We start from the raw sequence: 19833 nt of genomic DNA, 5'->3' as shown, positions 1-19833 counted from the left end.
CGCCGCGAGGCGGGCGCCGGACCCTCGCGAAGGGGACGCGCAAGGAGACGCCGATGACAGACCCACATGTCGCAAGCCACGAGCAGGAGGTAACCGGCCGACCGTCGACCGGCTTGCTGTCGCGGATCAATGCCGTCGTTGCTCGCCTCGGCATGTATCTGTCCGTGACCGGCCTGCTCGTCATCGTCACCATCGTGTTCTACCAGGTGTTCGGACGTTACGTGCTCAATTCCAGCCCGACCTGGACCGAGAACCTTGCGCTGGTCCTGATCCTGTATGTCACGCTGATCGGCGCCGCCGTCGGCGTTCGCGATGCCGGACACATCGGCATGGACAGCTTGCTGGTGATGCTTCCGGATCATCTGCGAGAGAAGATCGAGCTCGTGATCCACGTTCTGGTGGCCGTGTTCGGCATTGCGATGGCGTACAACGGCTGGATCCTCGGAGCGTCGGTCGGAACCGTGAAGATCCCCAATCTCGGGCTTCCCGAGGTCATCCGCTACGTCCCGCTGATCGCCTCCGGCGTCCTGATCGTCTCCTTTTCAATCGAGCACATCATTGCGCTCCTGCGCGGCGAAGAGGTCGTCCCCTCATGGAACTGATCATTCTCGGCGCAACCTTCTTCGGCTTCCTGATCCTCGGCGTACCCGTCGCCTTCGCGATCGGCCTCTCGGCGATTTGCACCATCCTCTACGAAGGCCTGCCGGTCGCCGTAATCTTTCAGCAGATGATGTCGGGGATGAACATCTTCTCCTTCCTCGCCATCCCGTTCTTCGTCTTCAGCGGTGAGCTGATGCTGCATGGCGGGGTCGCCGACAAGATCGTGCAGCTCGCCAAGAATCTCGTCGGACACATCCGCGGCGGGCTCGGCATGTCGAACGTGGTCGCCTGTACGCTGTTCGGCGGCGTCTCCGGCTCGCCCGTGGCCGACGTGTCGGCGATGGGCGCGGTGATGATCCCGATGATGAAGAAAGAGGGTTTCGACACCGACTACGCGGTCAACGTCACCACCCACGCTTCGCTGGTGGGCGCGCTCATGCCGACCAGCCACAACATGATCATCTATGCGCTCGCCGCGGGCGGCAAGGTCTCGATCGGCGCGCTGATCGCGGCCGGCCTCCTGCCGGCGCTCGTGCTGATGGTGTGCATGCTGGTTGCCGCCTACGCGGTCGCGGTGAAGCGCGGTTATCCCGCCGGCAAGTTCCCGGGCTGGGCCGAGGTGTTCCGCTCGTTCGCGGCCGCGCTGCCCGGCCTGCTGATCGTCGGCATCATCCTGGCGGGCATCCTGTCCGGCGTCTTCACGGCAACTGAATCCGCAGCCGTCGCGGTCACCTACACGATCCTGCTGACGTTCTTCATCTACCGCACCATGACCTTGCCGAACTTCCTGCGGGCTGCCGCCAAGGCCGTGAAGACGACGGGCGTGGTGCTGCTGCTGATCGGCGTCTCCACCATGTTCCAGTATTTGATGGGACTCTACGAGGTGGCCGACTTCGCCGGCGACTTGATGAGCAAGGTGTCCTCGCAACCCTGGGTCATCTTCCTGCTCATCAACGTCATCCTGTTCGTGCTCGGCACGTTCATGGACATGGCGGCGACCATCCTGATCTGCACCCCGATCTTCCTGCCGATCGCGATGAAGGCGGGCATGGATCCCGTGCAATTCGGCATGCTGATGCTGATCAACTGCGCGCTGGGCCTGAACACCCCGCCGGTCGGAACGACGCAATTCGTAGGCTGCGCCATCGGCGGCATCTCGGTGGGCGCGGTGATGCGCACCATCCTGCCGTTCTATGCCGCCCTGATCGCAGCTCTGATGTTCGTGACCTACGTCCCCGCGTTCTCGCTGTGGCTGCCCCGCCTGCTGATGGGCTACAAGGGATAGCAGCAACAGGGAGAATCCGTTCGTGACTGACTATCGCAAGCTCTTCGATCTCACCGGCAAGACCGCCGTGGTGCTCGGCGCCGCCTCGGGCATCGGCAAATCGTCGGCCGAGGCGCTGGCCGGGCTCGGCGCCCGCGTCGTTTGCGCGGATCGTGCGCTTGATGCCGCCGGGGCGACGGCAGCCGGCATTCGCGACAAGGGTGGCTGGGCGGATGCAGCTAGCTGCGACGCCGCGAGCGCTGCGGACGTCAATGCGCTCGCCAAGATCGTCATGCAGAAATTCTCGCGGCTCGACATCGCCGTGACGACGCCCGGGCTCAACATCCGCAAGACCATCCTCGACTACACCGAGGAGGATCTCGACCGCGTCCTCAATCTCAACGTCAAGGGTACGGTCTGGTTCTTCCAGGCCTTCGGCCGTATCATGGTCGAGCAGAAAGGCGGCAGCATCATCGCCTGCTCTTCGGTGCGCGCGGTGACCATCGAGCCGGGCCTTGGCGTCTACGGCTCGACCAAGGCGGCAATCGGCCTCCTGGTGAAGGGCTTTGCTTCAGAGGTCGGCCACGCTGGCGTCCGCGTCAACGCGATCGCGCCGAGCATTGCGGAGACCGCGCTGACCGGCCCTTTCAAGCAGCGGCCCGATATCTACAATCTCTACGCCGGCCACACCGTGTTCAACCGCTGGAGCAGTGCCGACGAGGTCGCGACGGCGGTCGCCTATCTTGCTTCGGACGCCGCGAGCTATGTCAGCGGCAGCACGCTGTTCGTCGACGGCGGCTGGACCGCGGTCGATGGTCCGCCGACCGGTCTCACCCAGCTGCATAAATAGGGCGGCCGTCGGCACCTAGCCGGTAAAGCCCATGCTCCGGCGCAGCTCCTTCCGGTCTGCGCCGGTCAGCAGAGCGATCAGCGCGGCCGCTTCTGTCGGATGTGCGGCCCGCGCGGTCACGCCGGCCGTGTACATCGTCACGAGCTCGCAGCCCGGCGGCAGCGATCCTGATAGCGCGATGCCGTCGGTCGCGATGATCTCGGTCGCCTGCGTGCATCCGATCGGCCGTGCGGCGGTGGACGACGCCAGCTCCCGCATCGCGGTCGCTCCGTTCGGAAAGATCTTGAGACGCGATGCGACCTCATAGGCGATCCCAAGCTGATCCAGCACTTTTGCGACATGCTGTCCCGCGGTCGAGGCTTTGGTGTCCGGAACGTAGATGGCATCCGCGGATCGCAGCACCTCGCGGAGATCGGCCTCAGTCTTCACCGTGACTTTCGGATCGCGGTTACGGACCGCCAGCGCGGTCTCGACCCGGCCGATATCTGCGATCGAGGAGGAGACGACGAGCTTCTCCGCGGCAAGCTTCGCAAGGAGCGCCTGCGTCAGGATCACGAGATCCGCCGACGTGCTGGCGCGCAGCTTGTCGGCCATGATGCCGACCGCGCCGAACTCGCCATCGATGCCGAATCCGGTCCACGTCTTGAAAGGCTCGCTGAGGCCGCGCACCAGGCCTTGCGCCGCGCCGCCGCTCAAAATGGTCACTGTCGTCACGATGCAAGCTCCATGGCTGCGATGATCTTGTCGCGCGTGATCGGCAGGTCGCGTACGCGCACGCCAAGGCAATCGTAGACCGCATTGGCGATCGCCGCCGTCACGGGGCCGTGCGCGGCCTCGCCGGCGCCGACCGGCTCAATCTCCGGCCGCTGGATGATTTCGACATCCACCGCCGGCACCTCGCTGAAAGTCAGGATCGTGTAGTCCGTCCATGACGTTGAGGTGATGCGCGTCCGGTCGAAGCGGACGCGTTCCTTCAGCACCCAGCTCGTGGCCTGGATCGCGCCGCCCTCGATCTGGTTGATGACGCCGTCCGGATTGATGGCCTCGCCGACGTCGACTGCAAGCGTCAACCGCCGGACGCGAATGTCGTCGGTGCCTTCGATCTCGGCGATCGCGGCGCAATAGGCGCCCGTGTTCTTGTAGCGGGCGAAGCCGACGCCGTGGCCGATGCCAGACTGTTTTTGCGGTTTCCACTGCGCGCGCCGTGCCGCGGCGCGAATGACGTCGCTGGCGCGCTCGTCGCGGAGATGACGCAGGCGGAACGCGATCGGGTCCTCGCCGCGCAGGACCGCGATCTCGTCGAGTATGGATTCGATCGCGAACACATTGCCTTGCCCGCCCAGGGTCCGCAGCGCCGACGTGCGCACCGGCATCGTCAGCAACCGGTGGCTCGTGATGGTCCAGGCCGGAAGGTCGTAGAGTGGAACGGAGTTGCGGTCGCCGCCCCCGCCATTGGCGGCCGGTGGGTTCGTCGAGATCATGCGCGGGTAGGAGGTCGCGATCTCGGTCGCCGCAAGCAGCGCCGGCTGCGCCGCGCGTCCCGGCCGCGCGGCGTGGCCGTTGCTCCAGATCGCATGGCGCCAGCCGACGATCTCGCTGTCCGCATCGAGATCGGCCTCGATCTCGATGGCCATCGCTGCGCCAAACGGCGCATGAGACATCTCGTCATGGCGCGACCACTGCACCCGCACCGGGCGGCCGCCGGCGCCTTTCGCCAGCAACACGGCATCGAGCGCGACGTCGTCGGCCGCATTGTGCCCATAGCAGCCGGCCCCCTCCATATGCTCGACGACGATGTTTTCGGCCGGCAGCTCGAGCACGATCGCAAGATCGGCGCGCAGCAGATAGACGCCCTGGCTGTGTGTCCAGACGTGGATACGATCGCCGTCCCATCGCGCCATGGCGCAAGATGGCGCGATCGAGGCGTGTGCGATGTAGGGACGGGTGTACTGCCGGCGAAGGGTGCGCGCAGCTCTCTTCGTCGTTGCCGCTGCTCTGGTGTCGATGACGGTGGTTTCGACCGGCTGGCCCTTCAGAAAGCCCGCGAGATCGTCTTCGTCGGGCAACGGCTCGCCGGCCGACCAGGTTGCGCCCTTGCGCAAGGCTTTCAGTGCGGCTTCCGCCGCAGCCTCGCTATCGGCAACCACGCCGGCAAAGCCGCCGTCGCGGACGATCGCGACGAGGCCGGGAACGGCGCGCGCCGCCGTCTCGTCGAGCGCGATCAGTCTGGCACCCGAGATGTCAGGCCGCAGCACGCGGCCGTGTACCAGGTCCGGCAATGGACAATCGTGAATGAAGCGCGGTCGCGCGAACACCTTGTCGGGAATGTCGACCCGCTGGACCGAATGTCCGGCGACACCGCGTGTGGCAGCGGGCTTCGCCACGGCGCCCGCGGTAGCCTCGCGGTCGAGCGAGACGTCGCCAGCCAGCTCCCAATAGCTTGTCCTGACATTGCCGGGACCCGAGATCGTGCCGTCATCGACATCGAGCAGCGCCGCATCGACGCCGAGACGCTCCGATGCGGCGGTGAGGAACCGCTGGCGGACCTCGGCGCAGACATGTCGCAGCGCGCGGCCGGATTGCTGGACCGAGAGGCTGCCCGAGGTGACACCCTCGTTCGGGCTGGCCGCCGTCGAGGCGCGGATCAGCTCGATCCTGCCGATATCGACGTCGAGCTCGTCCGCGGCGATCTGCGCCAGCGCCGTGACGATGCCCTGGCCGATCTCGACCTTGCCGGGCGAAATTGCGACACCGCCTTCGCCGCTGAACCGCACCCAGGACGACAGCTTTGGATTGGCCGCGAGGCTAACCGGCAGTTTCGGGACGGGGGACGGCACACTCATGACGTCGCCGTCTCTGCTGCCGCGCGCAGCACGGCGCGGACCATGCGATTATGCGATCCACAGCGGCACAGATTGCGATCGAGCGCGGCTCTGACCTCGGTCTCCGTCGGCGAGGGATTGCGCTTCAGCAGCGCCGCCGCGCTGATCAGGATCCCCGAGACGCAATAGCCGCATTGCATCGCCTGCTCGGAGACGAAGGCGCGTTGCAGCGGATGCGGCTGCTCGGCCGTGCCGAGGCCCTCCACGGTGACGACGTCCTTGTCCGCCACCGACCACATCGGCATGTCGCAGGAGGCCATCGCGCGGTCGCCGACCATGACGTAACAGGCGCCGCACTCACCGGCCCCGCAGCCGAAATGCGGACCGGTGAAGCCGAGCCGGCCGCGCAGCACATCGAGCAGCGTCTGGTCGGGATCGGTCTCCACGGCCATCGCCGCGCCGTTGAGCTGAAATTGAATGGTCGGCATGATCGCTCCGCGACCTCAGGACTTGTCGAACTTCTTGACGACATCGGCCCATTTCTCGATATCGCCGCGGAGGAATTTGTCGAATTCCCCCGGCGTCATGTACATGGGTACGGCACCCTGCTCGGTCCAGAGCTTCACGATGTCCGGTCGCTTCACCATTGCGTTTACGGCGGCATTGAGCTTGTCGATGACAGGCCTCGGCGTGCCGGCCGGGGCCATCAGGCCAAGCCAGATCGTGGCCTCATAGCCTGCTACGCCGGCTTCGCCCGCGGTCGGCACGTTCGGCAGTACGGCCGAGCGCTCCTTGCCGGTGGTCGCGAGCGCGCGGACCTGGTTCTCGCCGATATTCGGCGCCATCGCCGGCACGGCGTCGATCATCATCTGCACCTGTCCGCCGATCACGCCGCTGCGCGCCTCGCCGCTGTTGCGGTAGGGCACGTGGACCACATCGATGCCGGCCATGGCTTTGAACAGCTCGCCGGCCATGTGATAGGGCGTGCCCTGGCCGGAGGAGGCGTAGTTCAGCTTGCCCGGCTGCGATTTGGCGAGCGCGATGAACTCCTGCAGCGTCTTCGCCGGAACCTGCGGGTTCACGACGATGACGAGATCGGAATAGTTCACCGGCGCGATCGGCGCGAGGTCGCGCATCAACTCGTATTTGCGCTTGTCCGGTGTCAGCAGCGACTCATTCGCGGTCTGGGTGTTGGACATCATCAGCAGCGTGTAGCCGTCGGCCGGCGACTTCGCCGCTTCGACCGTGCCGATGACGCCGCCCGCGCCGGTGCGGTTCTCGACCACGAAGGGCTGGCCAAAGCTCTCCTGGAGCACGTTGCCGATCAGCCGGGCCGCGACGTCCGCCGGCCCGCCGGCCCCAAAGGGCACCACGATCCGGACGGCGTGGTTGGGATAATCTTGCGCGGATGAGGGGGCTGCGGAGAATGCGGCAAGCAGGCCGGCGGCGAGCGCCAGCATAAGACGTCGGGCCATCACGCCCACCTCCCTGATATCGTTTTTGTTGGCCGACACTGTAACGGCAGGGGATATGGACTGTCGACGCCTCACAAAGTCGGTCGCGCCGGGAATATCGGACGGTTTTCGGTGTGACCGCGGCCGATTTCGCGGTCGCGGCAGGAGCCGTCTGCGCATGCGGGTTGAGCAATTCGCATGGGAAATGCCGGCAAAATGCTCTCGGCTGGCCGGTATTTTGATGTTACGAACTGGGCATGAACCAGCACGCCAAGATCGAAATCCGCCATTCGACCTGTCCGCACGACTGCCCCTCGGCCTGCGCGCTCGATGTCGAGGTGGTCGAAGGCCGCAGCATTGGCCGCGTCCGAGGTTCGAAAAAGCAGACTTACACGGCTGGCGTCGTCTGCGCCAAGGTCGCCCGTTACGCCGAGCGCATCCATCACCCCGAGCGGCTGATGTATCCGATGCGCCGCACCGGGCCGAAGGGCTCCGGGCAGTTCGCGCGGATCTCCTGGGACGAGGCGCTGGACGAGATCGCGGATCGCTTCAATCAGGCCGAGCGCGAGTACGGCGCGGAATCTATCTGGCCTTATTACTACGCCGGCACGATGGGGCTGGTGATGCGCGACGGCCTCAATCGCCTCACGCATGTGAAGAAATATTCGCGCTTCTATCAGACCATCTGCGCCAATGTCGGGCGCATCGGGTTCGCGATCGGCACCGGCAAGATTGCCGGCGTCGATCCGCGCGAGATGGCGCTCTCCGACCTCGTGGTGATCTGGGGCACCAACCCGGTCAACACGCAGGTCAACGTGATGACGCATGCTGCCCGTGCTCGCAAGGAGCGCGGCGCCAAGATTGCCGCCATCGACATCTACGACAACGAGACCATGAAGCAGGCTGATATCAAGATCATCCTGCGGCCCGGCACCGATGGCGCCTTCGCGTGCGGCGTGATGCATGTCCTGTTCCGCGATGGCTACGCCGACCGCGCCTACATGGACAAGTACACGGACTGCCCCGATGAGCTCGAGGCGCATCTGAAGACGCGCACGCCGGAGTGGGCGTCCGCGATCTGCGGCGTGCCGGTACCGGAGATCGAGGCCTTTGCGAAACTGGTCGGCGAGACCAAGCGGACCTTCTTCCGGCTCGGCTACGGCTTCACCCGCTCGCGCAACGGCGCCACGCAAATGCACGCGGCGCTCTGCGTCCCCGCGGTGACCGGCGCCTGGCAGTATGAAGGCGGTGGCGCCTTCTTCAACAATTACGCGCTGTGGCACTTCAATGAATCCCTCATCGAGGGGCACGACGCGATCGATAAGACCACGCGTGCGCTCGACCAGTCGCAGGTCGGCCGCATCCTCACCGGCGACGCCGAAGCCTTGCTCGGCAAGGGGCCGATCAAGGCGATGCTGATCCAGAACACCAATCCGATGACGGTGGCACCGGAGCAGGCGCTGGTGCGTCAGGGGTTTGCGCGCGAGGATCTGTTCGTGGCGGTGCACGAGCAGTTCATGACCGAGACGGCCGAGATGGCCGACATCGTGCTGCCGGCGACCATGTTCATGGAGCATGATGATCTCTATTACGGCGGCGGCCACCAGCACATCTCGGTCGGGCCGAAGCTGATCGACCCGCCCGGCGAATGCCGCTCCAACCATCAGGTCATGCAGGCGCTGGCGCCGCGGCTTGGCGCGAAGCATCCGGGCTTCGAGATGACGCCGCGCGAATTGATCGACGCGACGCTGAAGCTCAGCAACCACGGCGACATCGCTGGTCTCGAAGCCGACATCTGGCGCGACCTGCAACCGGACTTCCGGACTTCGCATTATCTCGACGGCTTTGCCCATGCGGACAAGAAATTCCATTTTAGGGCGGATTGGGCCCATCCGCCGTTCGGCCAGACGATGGGCGATTTCGACAAGATGCCGTCGCTGCCGGACCATTGGGCGGTGATCGAGCATGCCGATCAAGCCCATCCGTTCCGGCTCGCGACGAGCCCCTCGCGCAGCTTCCTCAACACCACCTTCAACGAGACGCCGTCCTCGCAGGCGCGCGAAGGCAGAGCGAGCGTGATGATCCATCCGCTGGATGCGGCCGCGCTCGACATCGCCGACGGCGACGCCGTGACGCTCGGCAACACCCGCGGCGAGACCACGCTGCTCGCAACGCTGTTCGACGGCGTGCGGCGCGGCGTGCTGATCGCGGAATCCGTTCACCCGAACAAGAATCATATCGGCGGCCGCGGCATCAACGTGCTGACTGGAGCGGATACGATTGCGCCGATCGGGGGAGCTGCATTCCACGACAACAAGGTCTGGATCAGGAAAACGGTCTCCGCCTGAGCGCACGCTTCGCTCGCTCGCCAATTTGTGTCGAGGCGCTAAAGCAACGCCTCGCTGCAGATTGCCCTTGCGCCTGCCGCCCGAGCTGCCGCAAATGGCTGCAAACGGGAGCAAGGAAGCGAGCGTACCATGACCGACACCACAGCAATCATCACCGAAAAGCGTGGGCAGGCGTTCTGGATCACCATCAACCGGCCGGAGAAGCGCAACGCGCTGAACGGCGAGGTCATCGCCGGCATCACCAAAGGCTATCGCGACGCGCATGACGACAAGGACGTCCGCGTCATCGTGTTGACGGGGGCAGGTGACAAGGCGTTCTGCGCCGGCGCCGACTTGCAGAATTCCGGCGCGGCGTTCGCGATGGATCATTCCAAGCCGAATGTCGACTATGCCGATCTGCTACGGTTGTCGCAGAACGCGACGAAGCCGGCGATTGCGCGGGTCGGTGGCGTCTGCATGGCCGGCGGCATGGGCCTGTTGTGCATGACCGACATGGCGATTGCGGCCGATCACGTCATCTTCGGCCTGCCGGAGGTGAAGGTCGGCGTATTCCCGATGCAGGTGCTGAGCCTGTTGCAGAGCATCGCGCCGCCGCGACTCGTCAACGAATGGGCGCTCACCGGCGAGCCGTTCGACGCCAAAGCGGCGCATGCTGCGGGCTTGCTCAACTACGTCGTGCCTACAGCCGAGTTGGATGCCAAGGTCGACTGGCTGATCGGCCGTATCGTTGACAAATCCCCGACCGCTATCCGCCGCGGCAAATATGCCATGCGCGCCATCGCCTCGATGTCGTTCGACGAGAGCATCGCCTACACCGAAAGCCAGATCGCGCTGCTCGCAATGACCGAAGACGCCAAGGAAGGCCTGAAGGCCTTCGGCGAGAAGCGGAAGCCGGTCTGGACGGGGCGGTGAGGGGGACGGAGCGCGATGCGACTAGACCCGTCATCCTGAGGTGCGAGTGGCGCGATGCGTTCGGCATCGCGCCGGGAGCCTCGAAGGATGTACGGCCGAGATGCAGCCGGGCCGTCGCCCTTCGAGGGCCGCTGAAGAAGCGGCCACCTCAGGGTGACGGGGATGGTTTAGTGCGACGCGCCCCCGGAATGACGAGCTACCCCGCGTTCGCCTTCAGCCCGGCCGCCTGGATGCCGGCGACCGCACAGGCCTCGTCATTGTCCGAGGTGTCGCCCGACACGCCGACGGCACCGAGCAGCGTTGCGCCATCCATGATCAGAACGCCGCCCGGGACCGGCACCAGCGCGCCCTTGGCGATGGTGTTCACGGAATCGATGAAATAGGCCTGCTCCTGTGCGCGCTGGTACAAGGCGCGCGAGCCCATGCCCATGGCGAGCGCACCATAGGCCTTGCCGTGGGCGATCTCGGCGCGCATCAGGCTGGTGCCGTCCTGCGCCGCGGCGATCTTGAGCACGCCGCGTGCGTCCAGGATGGTGACGACCAGCGGCTTGAGCTTCAGCTCGGTGGATTTTGCGAACGCGGCGTCGAGGATCTTGCGGGCGGTGTCGAGCGTGAGGTCAGCCATGGCTGGTTTCCTTTTTGGTGTGAGAACTGGAATTTGCTCCGGCGCGGTCGAGGCTCATCGCCAGCACGCGCGCGACGTGAAGCGCTTCGCGCTGGGCGCCGTCGTGGATCTGATGTCGGCAGGAGGTGCCGTCGGCGACGACCAGCGTATTCTGGTCGGCGCGCCGCACGGCGGGCAGCAGCGACAGCTCAGCCATCTCGATCGAGGCATCATAGGTATCCGCGCCGTAACCGAACGCGCCGGCCATGCCGCAGCAGCTCGATTCGATGGTCTCGACCTTCAGGTCCGGAATGAGGCGCAGCACCTGCTCGACCGGCTTGAAGGCGCCGAAGGATTTTTGGTGGCAATGGCCATGCACGACGGCCTTGTCGGCGACGGTACCGAGCGGCAGCTGCAGCCTTCCGGCCTCCGCTTCGCGCATCAAAAATTCCTCGAAAGTCAGCGCGTGGGCGCCGACGGCCCTGGCATCGTTGTCCTTGCGCAGCGAGGCGAGCTCGTCGCGCAGCGTCAGCAGGCAGCTCGGCTCGAGGCCGACGATCGGCACGCCGCGGGCGGCAAAGGGCGCGAACGCGGCCACGAGGCGGTCGAGCTCGGCCTTGGCTTCGTCGACGAGACCGGCTGAGAGGAATGTACGGCCGCAGCAGAGGGGGCGACTGCCGCTCGAAGGCTTGGGCAGGTGCACGCGATAACCACCCGCCGCGAACACGCGGAGCGCGGCGTCGAGATTTTCGCGCTCGTAGATGCGATTGAAGGTGTCCGTGAACAACACGACTTCGCGGCCGGTCTCCGGCCCGACCGCTTCCGCGGGCGGCACGAACACGTCGCCGCGAAAGGCGGGCAGGGTGCGGCGCGCGCTGATGCCGGCAAAGCGCTCGAACAGCTTTCGGAGCAACGGGCTGCGGTTGCGCAAATTGGCGAGTGGCGCGAAGTGCGATGCGAGACCGGCATAGCGCGGCAGGTAGCCGACCAAGCGATCGCGCAGGGTCAGGCCATGGGACGCTGCGCGGGCAGCGAGCACCTCGATCTTCATCTTGGCCATGTCGACGCCGGTCGGGCATTCGTGGCGGCAGGCCTTGCAGGAGACGCAGAGTTTTAGGGTCTCCATCATCTCGTCGGAGGACAACGCGTCGGGACCGAGCTGGCCGGAGATGGCGAGCCGCAAGCTGTTGGCGCGGCCGCGGGTGACGTCCTTCTCGTTGCGCGTCGCGCGGTAGGACGGGCACATCACGCCGCCCTCGAGCTTGCGGCAGGCGCCGTTGTTGTTGCACATCTCGACCGCGCCCTGGAATCCGCCGCCGGCGCCGGGATAGGCGGACCAGTCCAGCCTGGTCTTCAGCTCGGTGACGCGATAGTCGGGCCGGAAGCGGAACAGCGAGCGATCGTCCATCCGGGGCGCATCGACGATCTTGCCGGGATTGAGGACGCCCTCGGGATCGAAGCGGCTCTTCACCTCCCTGAAATCGGCGACGAGACGCTCGCCGAACATGGTCTCGTGGAATTCCGAGCGTACCAGGCCATCGCCATGCTCGCCTGAATGCGAGCCTTTGTATTCGCGGACCAACGCGAAGGCTTCCTCGGCGATGGCCCGCATCGCCTTGACGTCCTTCTCCAGCTTCAGGTTCAGCACGGGCCGCACGTGCAGGCAGCCCTCGGAGGCATGCGCATACATCGTGCCGCTGGTGCCGTGCTTTGCGAAAACCTCGCTCAAGCGCGCGGTGTAGTCGGCCAGATGCGGCAGCGGCACGGCGCAATCCTCGACGAACGAGACCGGCTTGCCCTCCTGCTTCATCGACATCATGACGTTGAGGCCGGCGGCGCGGAAATCGGCGATGCCGCTTTGGAGTGCGGGCTCGGTGATCTCCACCACGCCGCCCCATTTGCGCTGCTCGTTGTTCCAGCCGAAGCCGAGATCGCTCATCAATTCGCCGAGTTGCTTGAGGCGCAGGAGATTGTCCGCCTGGTCCTCTTCGGCGAACTCCACCACCAGAACGGCATCCGGATCGCCCTTGATAGCGGCGGAGATGATCGGCCTGAACATCGCGATGTCGCGGCCGAGCGCGAGCATGGTGCGGTCGACCAGCTCGACCGCGATCGGCTTGAGCTTGACGAGGTGCTGGGCGGCGTCCATCGCCTCGTAGAAGCTCCCGAAGTGGCAGATGCCGAGCGCCTTGTTGCGGATGACAGGCCACAGCTTCAGCTCGACCTTGGTGGTGAAGGCGAGGGTGCCTTCCGAGCCGACCAGGAGATGCGCCATGTTGTTGCGCGCATTGCGCGGCGTCAGCGCATCGAGATTGTAGCCGCCGACACGGCGCTGCACCTTGGGAAAGCGCGCGGCGATCTCGTCGGCCTCGCGGGCGCCGAGATCGAGCATATCGCGGAACAGCGCTCGCGCACTGTCGTTCGCATCGAGATCGGAGAGGTCGCGCGACACCTCGCCGTAGCGGCCCAGCGTGCCGTCGGCGAGCGCCGCCTCCATCGACAGCGTGTTGTCGCGCATGGTGCCGTAGCGAAGCGAGCGGCCACCGCAGGAATTGTTGCCGGCCATGCCGCCGATCGTGGCGCGCGAGGCCGTGGAGACGTCGACCGGAAACCACAGGCCGTGCTTCTTGAGCTGACGGTTGAGATCGTCGAGCACGATGCCGGGCTCGACCACGCAGGTGCGGCCGGCGACGTCGAGCGACAGGATCCGGTTCAGGTGCTTCGAGAGATCGACCACGAGGCCGTCATTGACGGTCTGGCCGCATTGCGAGGTGCCGCCGCCGCGCGGAGTGACCTTCAGTCCCTCGTCACGGGCGATCGCCAGTGCCCGCAAGGCCTCATCCATAATCCTGGGCACGACCACGCCGGTCGGCATGATCTGGTAGAACGAGGCGTCGGTGGCATAGCGGCCGCGGCTGAAGCCGTCGAACAGGACGTCGCCAGTCATTTCCGCGCGCAGGCGCCGTTCGAGCGAGGAGGCGTTTGTCATCCCTGGTCCCGGATTGACCCAGCGAGGCCCAGCCTTGCTGAGTTATTCATTATTTCTCATGACCGATTATATTATGAATTCAAAATGAGCAAGTCGGCGGCCCCTCAGGGCGATACCGGCGCGTCCTCTTGGGGCTCGGTCAGGTGCTCGATCGCGGCCGCCCGCTTGTTGCGGAGGTGCTGGAACAGGATGTCGCTGAGCTCGCTGGCGGCGCGGCGGCGCAGCGCGTCGAGGATGGTCTCGTGCTCGCGCATCGCTTCCGCCCAGCGCTGCCGCTTGCGGGCGAAATTGGCGGAGTAACGGACCCGGCGGATGCGGCCTGCGAAGTTGGCGTAGGCGCTCTTCAGCGTCTCGTTGCGTGCGGCCGCGACGATGCTTTCGTGGATGCGTTGGTTGGTCTGGAAATAGCCGTGCATGTCGCGATGCAGATAGTGCCCGTACATCTCGTAATGCAGCTGCTCGATCGCGGTGATTTCCTCATCCGTAATGGCCTCGCAGGCGAGGCGCCCGGCAAGGCTCTCCAGTCCCGCCATCACGTCGAACAGCTCCTCAAGGTCGCGCTGGCTGAGTTGGCGGACGCGCGCGCCGCGGTTGGGCAGAAGCTCGATCAGGCCCTCGGAAGCCAGCACCTTCAGGGCCTCGCGCAGCGGCGTGCGGGAGATCCCAAGCATCGCGCAGAGCTGGCGCTCGGGGACGCGCGCGCCGTCGGGAATATTGCCCTCGACCACGTAGTCGCGCAGCCGCAGCAGGATCTCGCCGTGAAGAGAGGCCTCCTGGCGGTCGCCGCCATTTGCGGCTGGTGGGGCGATCGGAACCCCGGTGTCGGGAATCGTGGATTTCATTTGCAGCACAATAGTTTGCCTGTTTGATCGCGTCGATGTTCACAATCGAATACCAAAATTCGATTGAAAGGACAAAAAATGAATGCAAAATAGCCTCCGAAGCCGGCCAGAGCCCGCCGACAGGGAGGTTTTCATGCACCAGGGACGCCATTTCCTTCAGATTCCAGGCCCGAGCCCGGTCCCCGAGCGCGTCCTGCGCGCCATGGACATGCCGGTCATCGACCACCGGAGCGCGGAATTCGGCGAGCTCGGCCGCGCCGTGCTCGAAGGCAGCCAGAGAATTTTCCAGACCGCGGGCCCGGTCGTGATTTTCCCATCGTCGGGGACGGGCGCCTGGGAGGCCGCGATCGTCAACACGCTGTCGCCTGGTGACCGGGTGCTGATGGTCGAGACCGGCCATTTCGCCACCCTGTGGCGGCAGATGGCGGGACGATTCGGCATCGAGGTCGACTTCGTGCCCGGCGACTGGCGCCGCGGCGCCGATCCCGCGTTGATCGAGGCGAAGCTCACCGAGGACAAGGCGCGCGCGATCAAGGCCGTCATGGTCGTGCACAACGAGACCTCGACCGGCGCGACCAGCCGCATCGCCGAGATCCGCGCCGCGATCGACCGCACCGCGCATCCGGCGCTGCTGATGGTCGACACCATCTCCTCGCTCGGCTCGGTCGACTACCGCCACGACGAGTGGAAGGTCGATGTCAGCGTGAGCTGCTCGCAGAAGGGTTTCATGCTGCCGCCCGGCCTCGGCTTCAACGCGATCTCGGAGAAGGCACGCGCAGCCGCGAAGATCAACAAGATGCCGCGCTCCTATTTCGACTGGGAGGAGATGCTCAAACCCAACGCCAACGGCTTCTTCCCCTACACGCCGGCGACCAATCTGCTCTACGGCCTGCGCGAGGCCATCGCGATGCTGCTCGAAGAGGGGCTCGACAACGTGTTCGGGCGCCATCAGCGGCTGGCTGCCGCGACGCGGGCCGCCGTCAGTCACTGGGGCCTCGAGATCCTCTGCCAGGAACCCTCGGAGTTCTCGCCGGTGCTCACCGCGGTGTTGATGCCACCGGGCCACGACGCCGATCAGTTCCGCAAGATCGTGCTCGACAATTACAACATGTCGCTCGGCTCGGGCCTGTCGAAGGTCGCCGGAAAAGTCTTCCGCATCGGCCATCTCGGCGAATGCAACGCGCTGACCCTGCTCGGTGCGCTCACCGGCGTGGAGATGGGCCTGTCGGTCGCGGGCGTGCCGCATCGCTCCGGCGGCGTCGACGCCGCTATGAAGCTTCTGGAGCAGCGCCCGCAGGGCAATGCCTCGCCGCATCTGAAAGTGGTCGGCACCTAGGTCGCGCGGGACACGCAAGGCCAATCATAAAAAACAGTCAGGGAGGGTGGAGATGGGAATTCGGTTCAAGGCTACGCATGTCGTCTTGGCGATGCTCTGCGCGATGTATTTCATCACCTATGTCGACCGGGTGAACATCGGCACCGCCGCGAGCGAGATCCAGAAGGAGCTGGGTCTGTCTAACACCCAGCTTGGCCTCGTGTTCTCCGCCTTCGCCTATCCCTATCTGCTGTTCCAGGTGATCGGCGGCTGGGTGGGCGATCGTTTCGGGCCGCGCAAGACGTTGTTCTGGTGCGGCATGATCTGGGCGGCGGCGACCATCTCGACCGGCTTCGTCAACGGTCTTGCCGCATTGTTCGTCGCGCGCTTCGCGCTCGGCTTCGGCGAGGGCGCGACCTTTCCGACGGCAACGCGCGCGATGCAATACTGGACGCCCGCGAACCGCCGCGGTTTTGCGCAGGGACTGACCCATTCCTTCGCCCGGCTCGGCAACGCCGTGACGCCGCCGGTGGTGGCGCTGCTCATCCTCTGGCTGACCTGGCGCGGCGCGTTCGTCGTGCTCGGTCTCGTCAGCCTGGTCTGGGGCGTCGTCTGGGTCTGGTACTTCCGCAACGAGCCGAAGGAGCACGCCTCCATCACCGAGGCCGAGCTGGCCGCACTGCCGCCGCGCCCGACCGGCGAGCGGCCGCGCGTGCCGTGGGGGCCGCTGCTCGGACGCATGTGGCCAGTGACGTTGACCTATTTCTGCTACGGCTGGTGCCTGTGGCTCTATCTCAACTGGCTGCCGCTGTTCTTCAAGAACAACTACAATCTCGACATCAAGAACTCGGCGCTGTTCGCCTCCGGCGTGTTCTTCGCCGGCGTGGTCGGCGACAGCGTGGGCGGCGTGCTTTCGGACAAGATCCTCGATCGCACCGGCAACGTCCGTCTGGCGCGGCTGAGCGTCACCGTTGCGGGATTTACGGGCGCGCTGCTTTCGCTGTTTCCGATCCTGTTCGTCCACGACATCACGATCGTCGCGTTGTGCCTGTCGGCCGGCTTCTTCTGCGCCGAGCTGGTGATCGGCCCGATGTGGTCGATCCCGATGGATATTGCCCCGAAATATTCCGGCACCGCCTCGGGACTTATGAATACCGGCTCGGCCTTCGCCGCCATCGTGTCGCCGCTCGTTGCCGGCTTCGTGATCGACGCGACCGGCAACTGGTACCTGCCGTTCCTGATGTCGATGGGGCTGCTGATGCTCGGTGGCTTTTCCGCCTTCCTGATGCATCCGGAGCGTCCGTTTACGGAGGCCGACGGGCGCCTGCCGGTCGGAAAGGTGGTGGCCGCGGAGTAGGGGAAGCGCGGCCGGGGCGAGGCCCGCCGCTTATGCATGGGAGGCGCCTTTAGGAGAGGGGACAAGCCGGTCAAATGGTGCTATTCGGCGGCCATCAAAACCAAGGCTAGACCGGGAAGGACGCCGATGACCGTGCACACTGGAAGGCATTTCTTACAGATTCCAGGACCGACCAACGTGCCCGACCGGGTGCTGCGGGCGATGGACATGCCGACGCTGGACCATCGCGGTCCGGAGTTCGCCGAGCTCGGTTTTGCGGTCCTCGCCTCGATGCAGCGGGTGTTCCGCACCCGGCAGCCCGTGATCATCTTCCCCTCGTCCGGCACCGGCGCCTGGGAAGCGGCGATGGTCAACGTGTTCGCCCCCGGCGACAAGGTTTTGATGTGCGAGACCGGCCAGTTCGCCGTGCTGTGGCGCGGCATCGCCGACAAGTTCAAGCTCGACGTCGACTTCATCCCGAGCGACTGGCGCCATGGCGCCGACCTCGCCGAGATCGAGAAGCGCCTTGCCGCCGACAAGCAGCACACGATCAAGGCGGTCTGCGTCGTTCACAACGAGACCTCGACCGGCTGCGTGACGCCGCCGCTCGAGGTGCGCAAGCTGCTCGACCGCGTCAAGCATCCGGCCCTCCTGATGGTCGACACCATCTCCGGCCTCGGCTCGATGGAATACGAGCACGATGCCTGGGGCATCGACGTCTCGGTCGCCGGCTCGCAGAAGGGCCTCATGCTGCCCCCGGGCCTCGGCTTCAACGCCGTCTCGGAGAAGGCGCTCGCGGTGGCGAAGGCCAACCCCGGCATGCGCTCCTACTGGGACTGGCAGGAGGTCATCTCCTTCAACAAGCTCGGCACCTTCCCCTACACGCCCGCGACCAATCTGCTCTACGGCCTGCGTGAAGCGGTCAAGATGCTGGAAGAGGAGGGGCTGGAGAATGTCTGGACCCGCCACAAGCGCCACAGCGCCGCGACGCGCGCTGCGGTCAAGGTCTGGGGCCTGGAGACGCAGTGCGCCGATCCCGCCGCACACTCGCCGGCGCTGACCGGCGTGCGCGTGCCCGATGGACACGACGCCGACGCCTTCCGCAAGGTGGTGCTCGAAAACTTCGACATGTCGCTCGGCACGGGCCTGAACAAGGTCAAGGGCAAGGTGTTCCGCATCGGCCATATCGGCCATTTCAACGATCTGATGCTGATGGGCACGCTCGCCGGCGTCGAGATGGGCCTGGATCTTGCAAAGATTCCGCACCGGAGCGGCGGCGTTTTGGCGGCCATGGACGTCCTGAAGGGACGCGACGCGGTGCCGATGGCCAAGGCACAGGTCGCTTAAAGGCCCAGGTGGCCTGAAGGCTCAGGTGGCCTGAACTAACTTAGAAAGTGAGCGCGCGATGAACGCACCGACGACGACCAACGAAGACCTGCTCTACTCCGTCCAGGACGGCATCGCGCGGATCACCTTCAACCGCCCCCAGGCGCGTAACGCAATGACCTTCGCCATGTATGACCGCATGGCGGAGATCTGCCAGGAGATCAACGCCGACCGCTCGATCAAGGCGCTGATCCTGACCGGCGCCGGCGACAAGGCCTTCGCCTCGGGCACCGACATTTCTCAATTCCGCGCCTTCAAGACCGCGCAGGACGCGCTCGACTACGAGGCCCGCATCGACCGCGTGCTCGGCACGCTCGAGCAGTGCCGCGTGCCCGTGATCGCGGCGATTGCGGGAGCCTGCACCGGCGGCGGCGCCGGCATCGCGGCCTGCTGCGACCTTCGCATCGGTACCGAAACCACGCGCATCGGCTTTCCGATCGCACGCACGCTCGGCAACTGCCTGTCGATGTCGAACATCAGCCGCGTCGTCTCGCTGGTGGGACCTGCCCGCACCAAGGATCTGATCTTCAAGGCGCGCCTCGTCGAGGCGCAGGAAGCGCTGTCGCTCGGCCTGCTCAACGAGGTCGTGCCCGACGTCGAGACGTTGCAGCGCCGTGCCGACGAGACCGCCAAGCTCGTCGCAAGCCATGCTCCGCTCACGCTGGAAGCAACGAAGGAGGCGGTGCGCCGCATCCGCCGCACGCTGTCGCGCGAAGAGGGCGAGGACCTGATCCTCAAGGCCTATATGAGCGAAGATTTCCGCGAGGGTATGGACGCCTTCCTCAACAAGCGTACACCGAACTGGAAGGGCAAGTAGCGCAGGCCTAGGTCTCTTGCGGCGCCTAGGCAAACGCCTGTCTCGGTGCAATCGCCCGACACGGCAGACATAGATTTTCGCCTTCAGGACGTTGCTCAACCGTTGTGCGGCTGCGCGCTGCAACGGCTCGCGTTTTGCAGGCCCGTCTCTTGCCATCCATCTCATTCCAAAGTCATAAGTGAAGCGGCGCCGGGCGGCTTGAACTGGCCGGCGTTCGCCCGCACAATGCAACTCGCCTTACTTCGCGAATTGCCAATCCAAACAAGAACATAGGGAAGATGCGCGTGAGACATG

At 65.5% G+C, this 19833-nt stretch carries 16 protein-coding genes; 9 read left to right on the top strand and 7 right to left on the bottom strand.

Translation table 11 applies throughout. The features are described 5' to 3' along the window. The first annotated feature begins 53 nt into the window (after positions 1 to 53). Genes AB7008_RS34555 through AB7008_RS34545 form a run of 3 tightly spaced genes read left to right on the top strand, consistent with a single transcriptional unit; the run spans position 54 to position 2714 of the window. Entirely contained in the window at positions 54 to 602 is a 549-nt protein-coding gene (locus AB7008_RS34555) for a TRAP transporter small permease (RefSeq protein ID WP_014493779.1), read from the top strand. Further along, positions 593 to 1885, top strand: coding sequence for a TRAP transporter large permease (locus AB7008_RS34550; RefSeq protein ID WP_014493780.1), 1293 nt, complete (start codon positions 593 to 595; stop codon positions 1883 to 1885). The genes AB7008_RS34555 and AB7008_RS34550 overlap by 10 nt, the downstream gene beginning before the upstream one ends. 22 nt (positions 1886 to 1907) lie before the next feature. Further along, the gene (locus AB7008_RS34545) at positions 1908 to 2714 is read left to right on the top strand and encodes an SDR family NAD(P)-dependent oxidoreductase (RefSeq protein ID WP_441260250.1); all 807 of its coding nucleotides are present in this window, start codon (positions 1908 to 1910) and stop codon (positions 2712 to 2714) included. A gap of 15 nt (positions 2715 to 2729) precedes the next feature. Here the strand turns inward: AB7008_RS34545 and AB7008_RS34540 are convergent, their stop codons facing one another. Genes AB7008_RS34540 through AB7008_RS34525 form a run of 4 tightly spaced genes read right to left on the bottom strand, consistent with a single transcriptional unit; the run spans position 2730 to position 7011 of the window. Next, positions 2730 to 3428, bottom strand: coding sequence for a molybdate ABC transporter substrate-binding protein (locus AB7008_RS34540; RefSeq protein ID WP_441260249.1), 699 nt, complete (start codon positions 3426 to 3428; stop codon positions 2730 to 2732). Further along, entirely contained in the window at positions 3425 to 5557 is a 2133-nt protein-coding gene (locus tag AB7008_RS34535) for a molybdopterin cofactor-binding domain-containing protein (RefSeq protein WP_441260248.1), read from the bottom strand. Before AB7008_RS34535 ends, AB7008_RS34540 begins: the two co-directional genes overlap by 4 nt. Next, positions 5554 to 6024 (bottom strand): (2Fe-2S)-binding protein, encoded by a 471-nt coding sequence (locus AB7008_RS34530; RefSeq protein WP_441260247.1) that lies wholly within the window; start codon positions 6022 to 6024, stop codon positions 5554 to 5556. The genes AB7008_RS34535 and AB7008_RS34530 overlap by 4 nt, the downstream gene beginning before the upstream one ends. A gap of 15 nt (positions 6025 to 6039) precedes the next feature. Next, positions 6040 to 7011 (bottom strand): tripartite tricarboxylate transporter substrate binding protein, encoded by a 972-nt coding sequence (locus tag AB7008_RS34525; RefSeq protein ID WP_304490686.1) that lies wholly within the window; start codon positions 7009 to 7011, stop codon positions 6040 to 6042. 236 nt (positions 7012 to 7247) lie between these two features. On the opposite strand from AB7008_RS34525, the gene AB7008_RS34520 reads away from it, so the two are divergent. Both AB7008_RS34520 and AB7008_RS34515 read left to right on the top strand, forming a co-directional pair. Next, the gene (locus tag AB7008_RS34520; RefSeq protein WP_441260246.1) at positions 7248 to 9338 is read left to right on the top strand and encodes a molybdopterin oxidoreductase family protein; all 2091 of its coding nucleotides are present in this window, start codon (positions 7248 to 7250) and stop codon (positions 9336 to 9338) included. 129 nt (positions 9339 to 9467) lie between these two features. Next, entirely contained in the window at positions 9468 to 10250 is a 783-nt protein-coding gene (locus AB7008_RS34515) for an enoyl-CoA hydratase/isomerase family protein (RefSeq protein WP_441260245.1), read from the top strand. Positions 10251 to 10446: 196 nt separating this feature from the next. On the opposite strand, the gene AB7008_RS34510 is transcribed toward AB7008_RS34515, so the two are convergent. From AB7008_RS34510 to AB7008_RS34500, 3 genes are all read right to left on the bottom strand, one after another. Next, positions 10447 to 10875, bottom strand: a complete 429-nt coding sequence (locus AB7008_RS34510; protein ID WP_028156596.1) for a GlcG/HbpS family heme-binding protein — start codon at positions 10873 to 10875, stop codon at positions 10447 to 10449. Then, positions 10868 to 13843, bottom strand: a complete 2976-nt coding sequence (locus tag AB7008_RS34505) for an FAD-binding and (Fe-S)-binding domain-containing protein (RefSeq protein ID WP_441260244.1) — start codon at positions 13841 to 13843, stop codon at positions 10868 to 10870. Before AB7008_RS34505 ends, AB7008_RS34510 begins: the two co-directional genes overlap by 8 nt. 104 nt (positions 13844 to 13947) lie before the next feature. Further along, a complete protein-coding gene (locus tag AB7008_RS34500; RefSeq protein WP_441260243.1) occupies positions 13948 to 14685 on the bottom strand; it encodes a GntR family transcriptional regulator in 738 nt (245 codons plus the stop codon). Between the two features lie 133 nt (positions 14686 to 14818). Between AB7008_RS34500 and AB7008_RS34495 the strand changes: the two genes are divergently transcribed. The 4 genes from AB7008_RS34495 to AB7008_RS34480 all read left to right on the top strand — a co-directional run bounded on the left by AB7008_RS34495 (position 14819) and on the right by AB7008_RS34480 (position 19539). After that, complete coding sequence (locus tag AB7008_RS34495; RefSeq protein WP_441260242.1) at positions 14819 to 16021, top strand: pyridoxal-phosphate-dependent aminotransferase family protein; 1203 nt, start codon at positions 14819 to 14821, stop codon at positions 16019 to 16021. Positions 16022 to 16073: 52 nt separating this feature from the next. Next, entirely contained in the window at positions 16074 to 17357 is a 1284-nt protein-coding gene (locus tag AB7008_RS34490) for an MFS transporter (protein WP_441260241.1), read from the top strand. 126 nt (positions 17358 to 17483) lie between these two features. Beyond that, complete coding sequence (locus tag AB7008_RS34485) at positions 17484 to 18683, top strand: pyridoxal-phosphate-dependent aminotransferase family protein (RefSeq protein WP_441260240.1); 1200 nt, start codon at positions 17484 to 17486, stop codon at positions 18681 to 18683. Positions 18684 to 18741: 58 nt separating this feature from the next. Further along, positions 18742 to 19539 carry an enoyl-CoA hydratase/isomerase family protein gene (locus AB7008_RS34480; protein ID WP_028156590.1) on the top strand — a complete coding sequence of 266 codons (798 nt, stop codon included), beginning with the start codon at positions 18742 to 18744 and terminating at the stop codon, positions 19537 to 19539. Positions 19540 to 19833 lie beyond the last annotated feature (294 nt).

The sequence above is a fragment of the Bradyrhizobium sp. 521_C7_N1_3 genome (assembly GCF_052075975.1).
In the GTDB taxonomy this organism is placed as follows: domain Bacteria; phylum Pseudomonadota; class Alphaproteobacteria; order Rhizobiales; family Xanthobacteraceae; genus Bradyrhizobium; species Bradyrhizobium japonicum.
This window is presented reverse-complemented; position numbering and strand designations above follow the sequence as displayed.

Coding starts and splice junctions, on each gene's coding strand:
- AB7008_RS34555 (WP_014493779.1), top strand. CDS start 54: ATGACAGACCCACATGTCGCAAGCCACGAGCAGGAGGTAACCGGCCGA.
- AB7008_RS34550 (WP_014493780.1), top strand. CDS start 593: ATGGAACTGATCATTCTCGGCGCAACCTTCTTCGGCTTCCTGATCCTC.
- AB7008_RS34535 (WP_441260248.1), bottom strand. CDS start 5,557: ATGAGTGTGCCGTCCCCCGTCCCGAAACTGCCGGTTAGCCTCGCGGCC.
- AB7008_RS34530 (WP_441260247.1), bottom strand. CDS start 6,024: ATGCCGACCATTCAATTTCAGCTCAACGGCGCGGCGATGGCCGTGGAG.
- AB7008_RS34525 (WP_304490686.1), bottom strand. CDS start 7,011: ATGGCCCGACGTCTTATGCTGGCGCTCGCCGCCGGCCTGCTTGCCGCA.
- AB7008_RS34520 (WP_441260246.1), top strand. CDS start 7,248: ATGAACCAGCACGCCAAGATCGAAATCCGCCATTCGACCTGTCCGCAC.
- AB7008_RS34515 (WP_441260245.1), top strand. CDS start 9,468: ATGACCGACACCACAGCAATCATCACCGAAAAGCGTGGGCAGGCGTTC.
- AB7008_RS34510 (WP_028156596.1), bottom strand. CDS start 10,875: ATGGCTGACCTCACGCTCGACACCGCCCGCAAGATCCTCGACGCCGCG.
- AB7008_RS34505 (WP_441260244.1), bottom strand. CDS start 13,843: ATGACAAACGCCTCCTCGCTCGAACGGCGCCTGCGCGCGGAAATGACT.
- AB7008_RS34500 (WP_441260243.1), bottom strand. CDS start 14,685: ATGAAATCCACGATTCCCGACACCGGGGTTCCGATCGCCCCACCAGCC.
- AB7008_RS34495 (WP_441260242.1), top strand. CDS start 14,819: ATGCACCAGGGACGCCATTTCCTTCAGATTCCAGGCCCGAGCCCGGTC.
- AB7008_RS34490 (WP_441260241.1), top strand. CDS start 16,074: ATGGGAATTCGGTTCAAGGCTACGCATGTCGTCTTGGCGATGCTCTGC.
- AB7008_RS34485 (WP_441260240.1), top strand. CDS start 17,484: ATGACCGTGCACACTGGAAGGCATTTCTTACAGATTCCAGGACCGACC.
- AB7008_RS34480 (WP_028156590.1), top strand. CDS start 18,742: ATGAACGCACCGACGACGACCAACGAAGACCTGCTCTACTCCGTCCAG.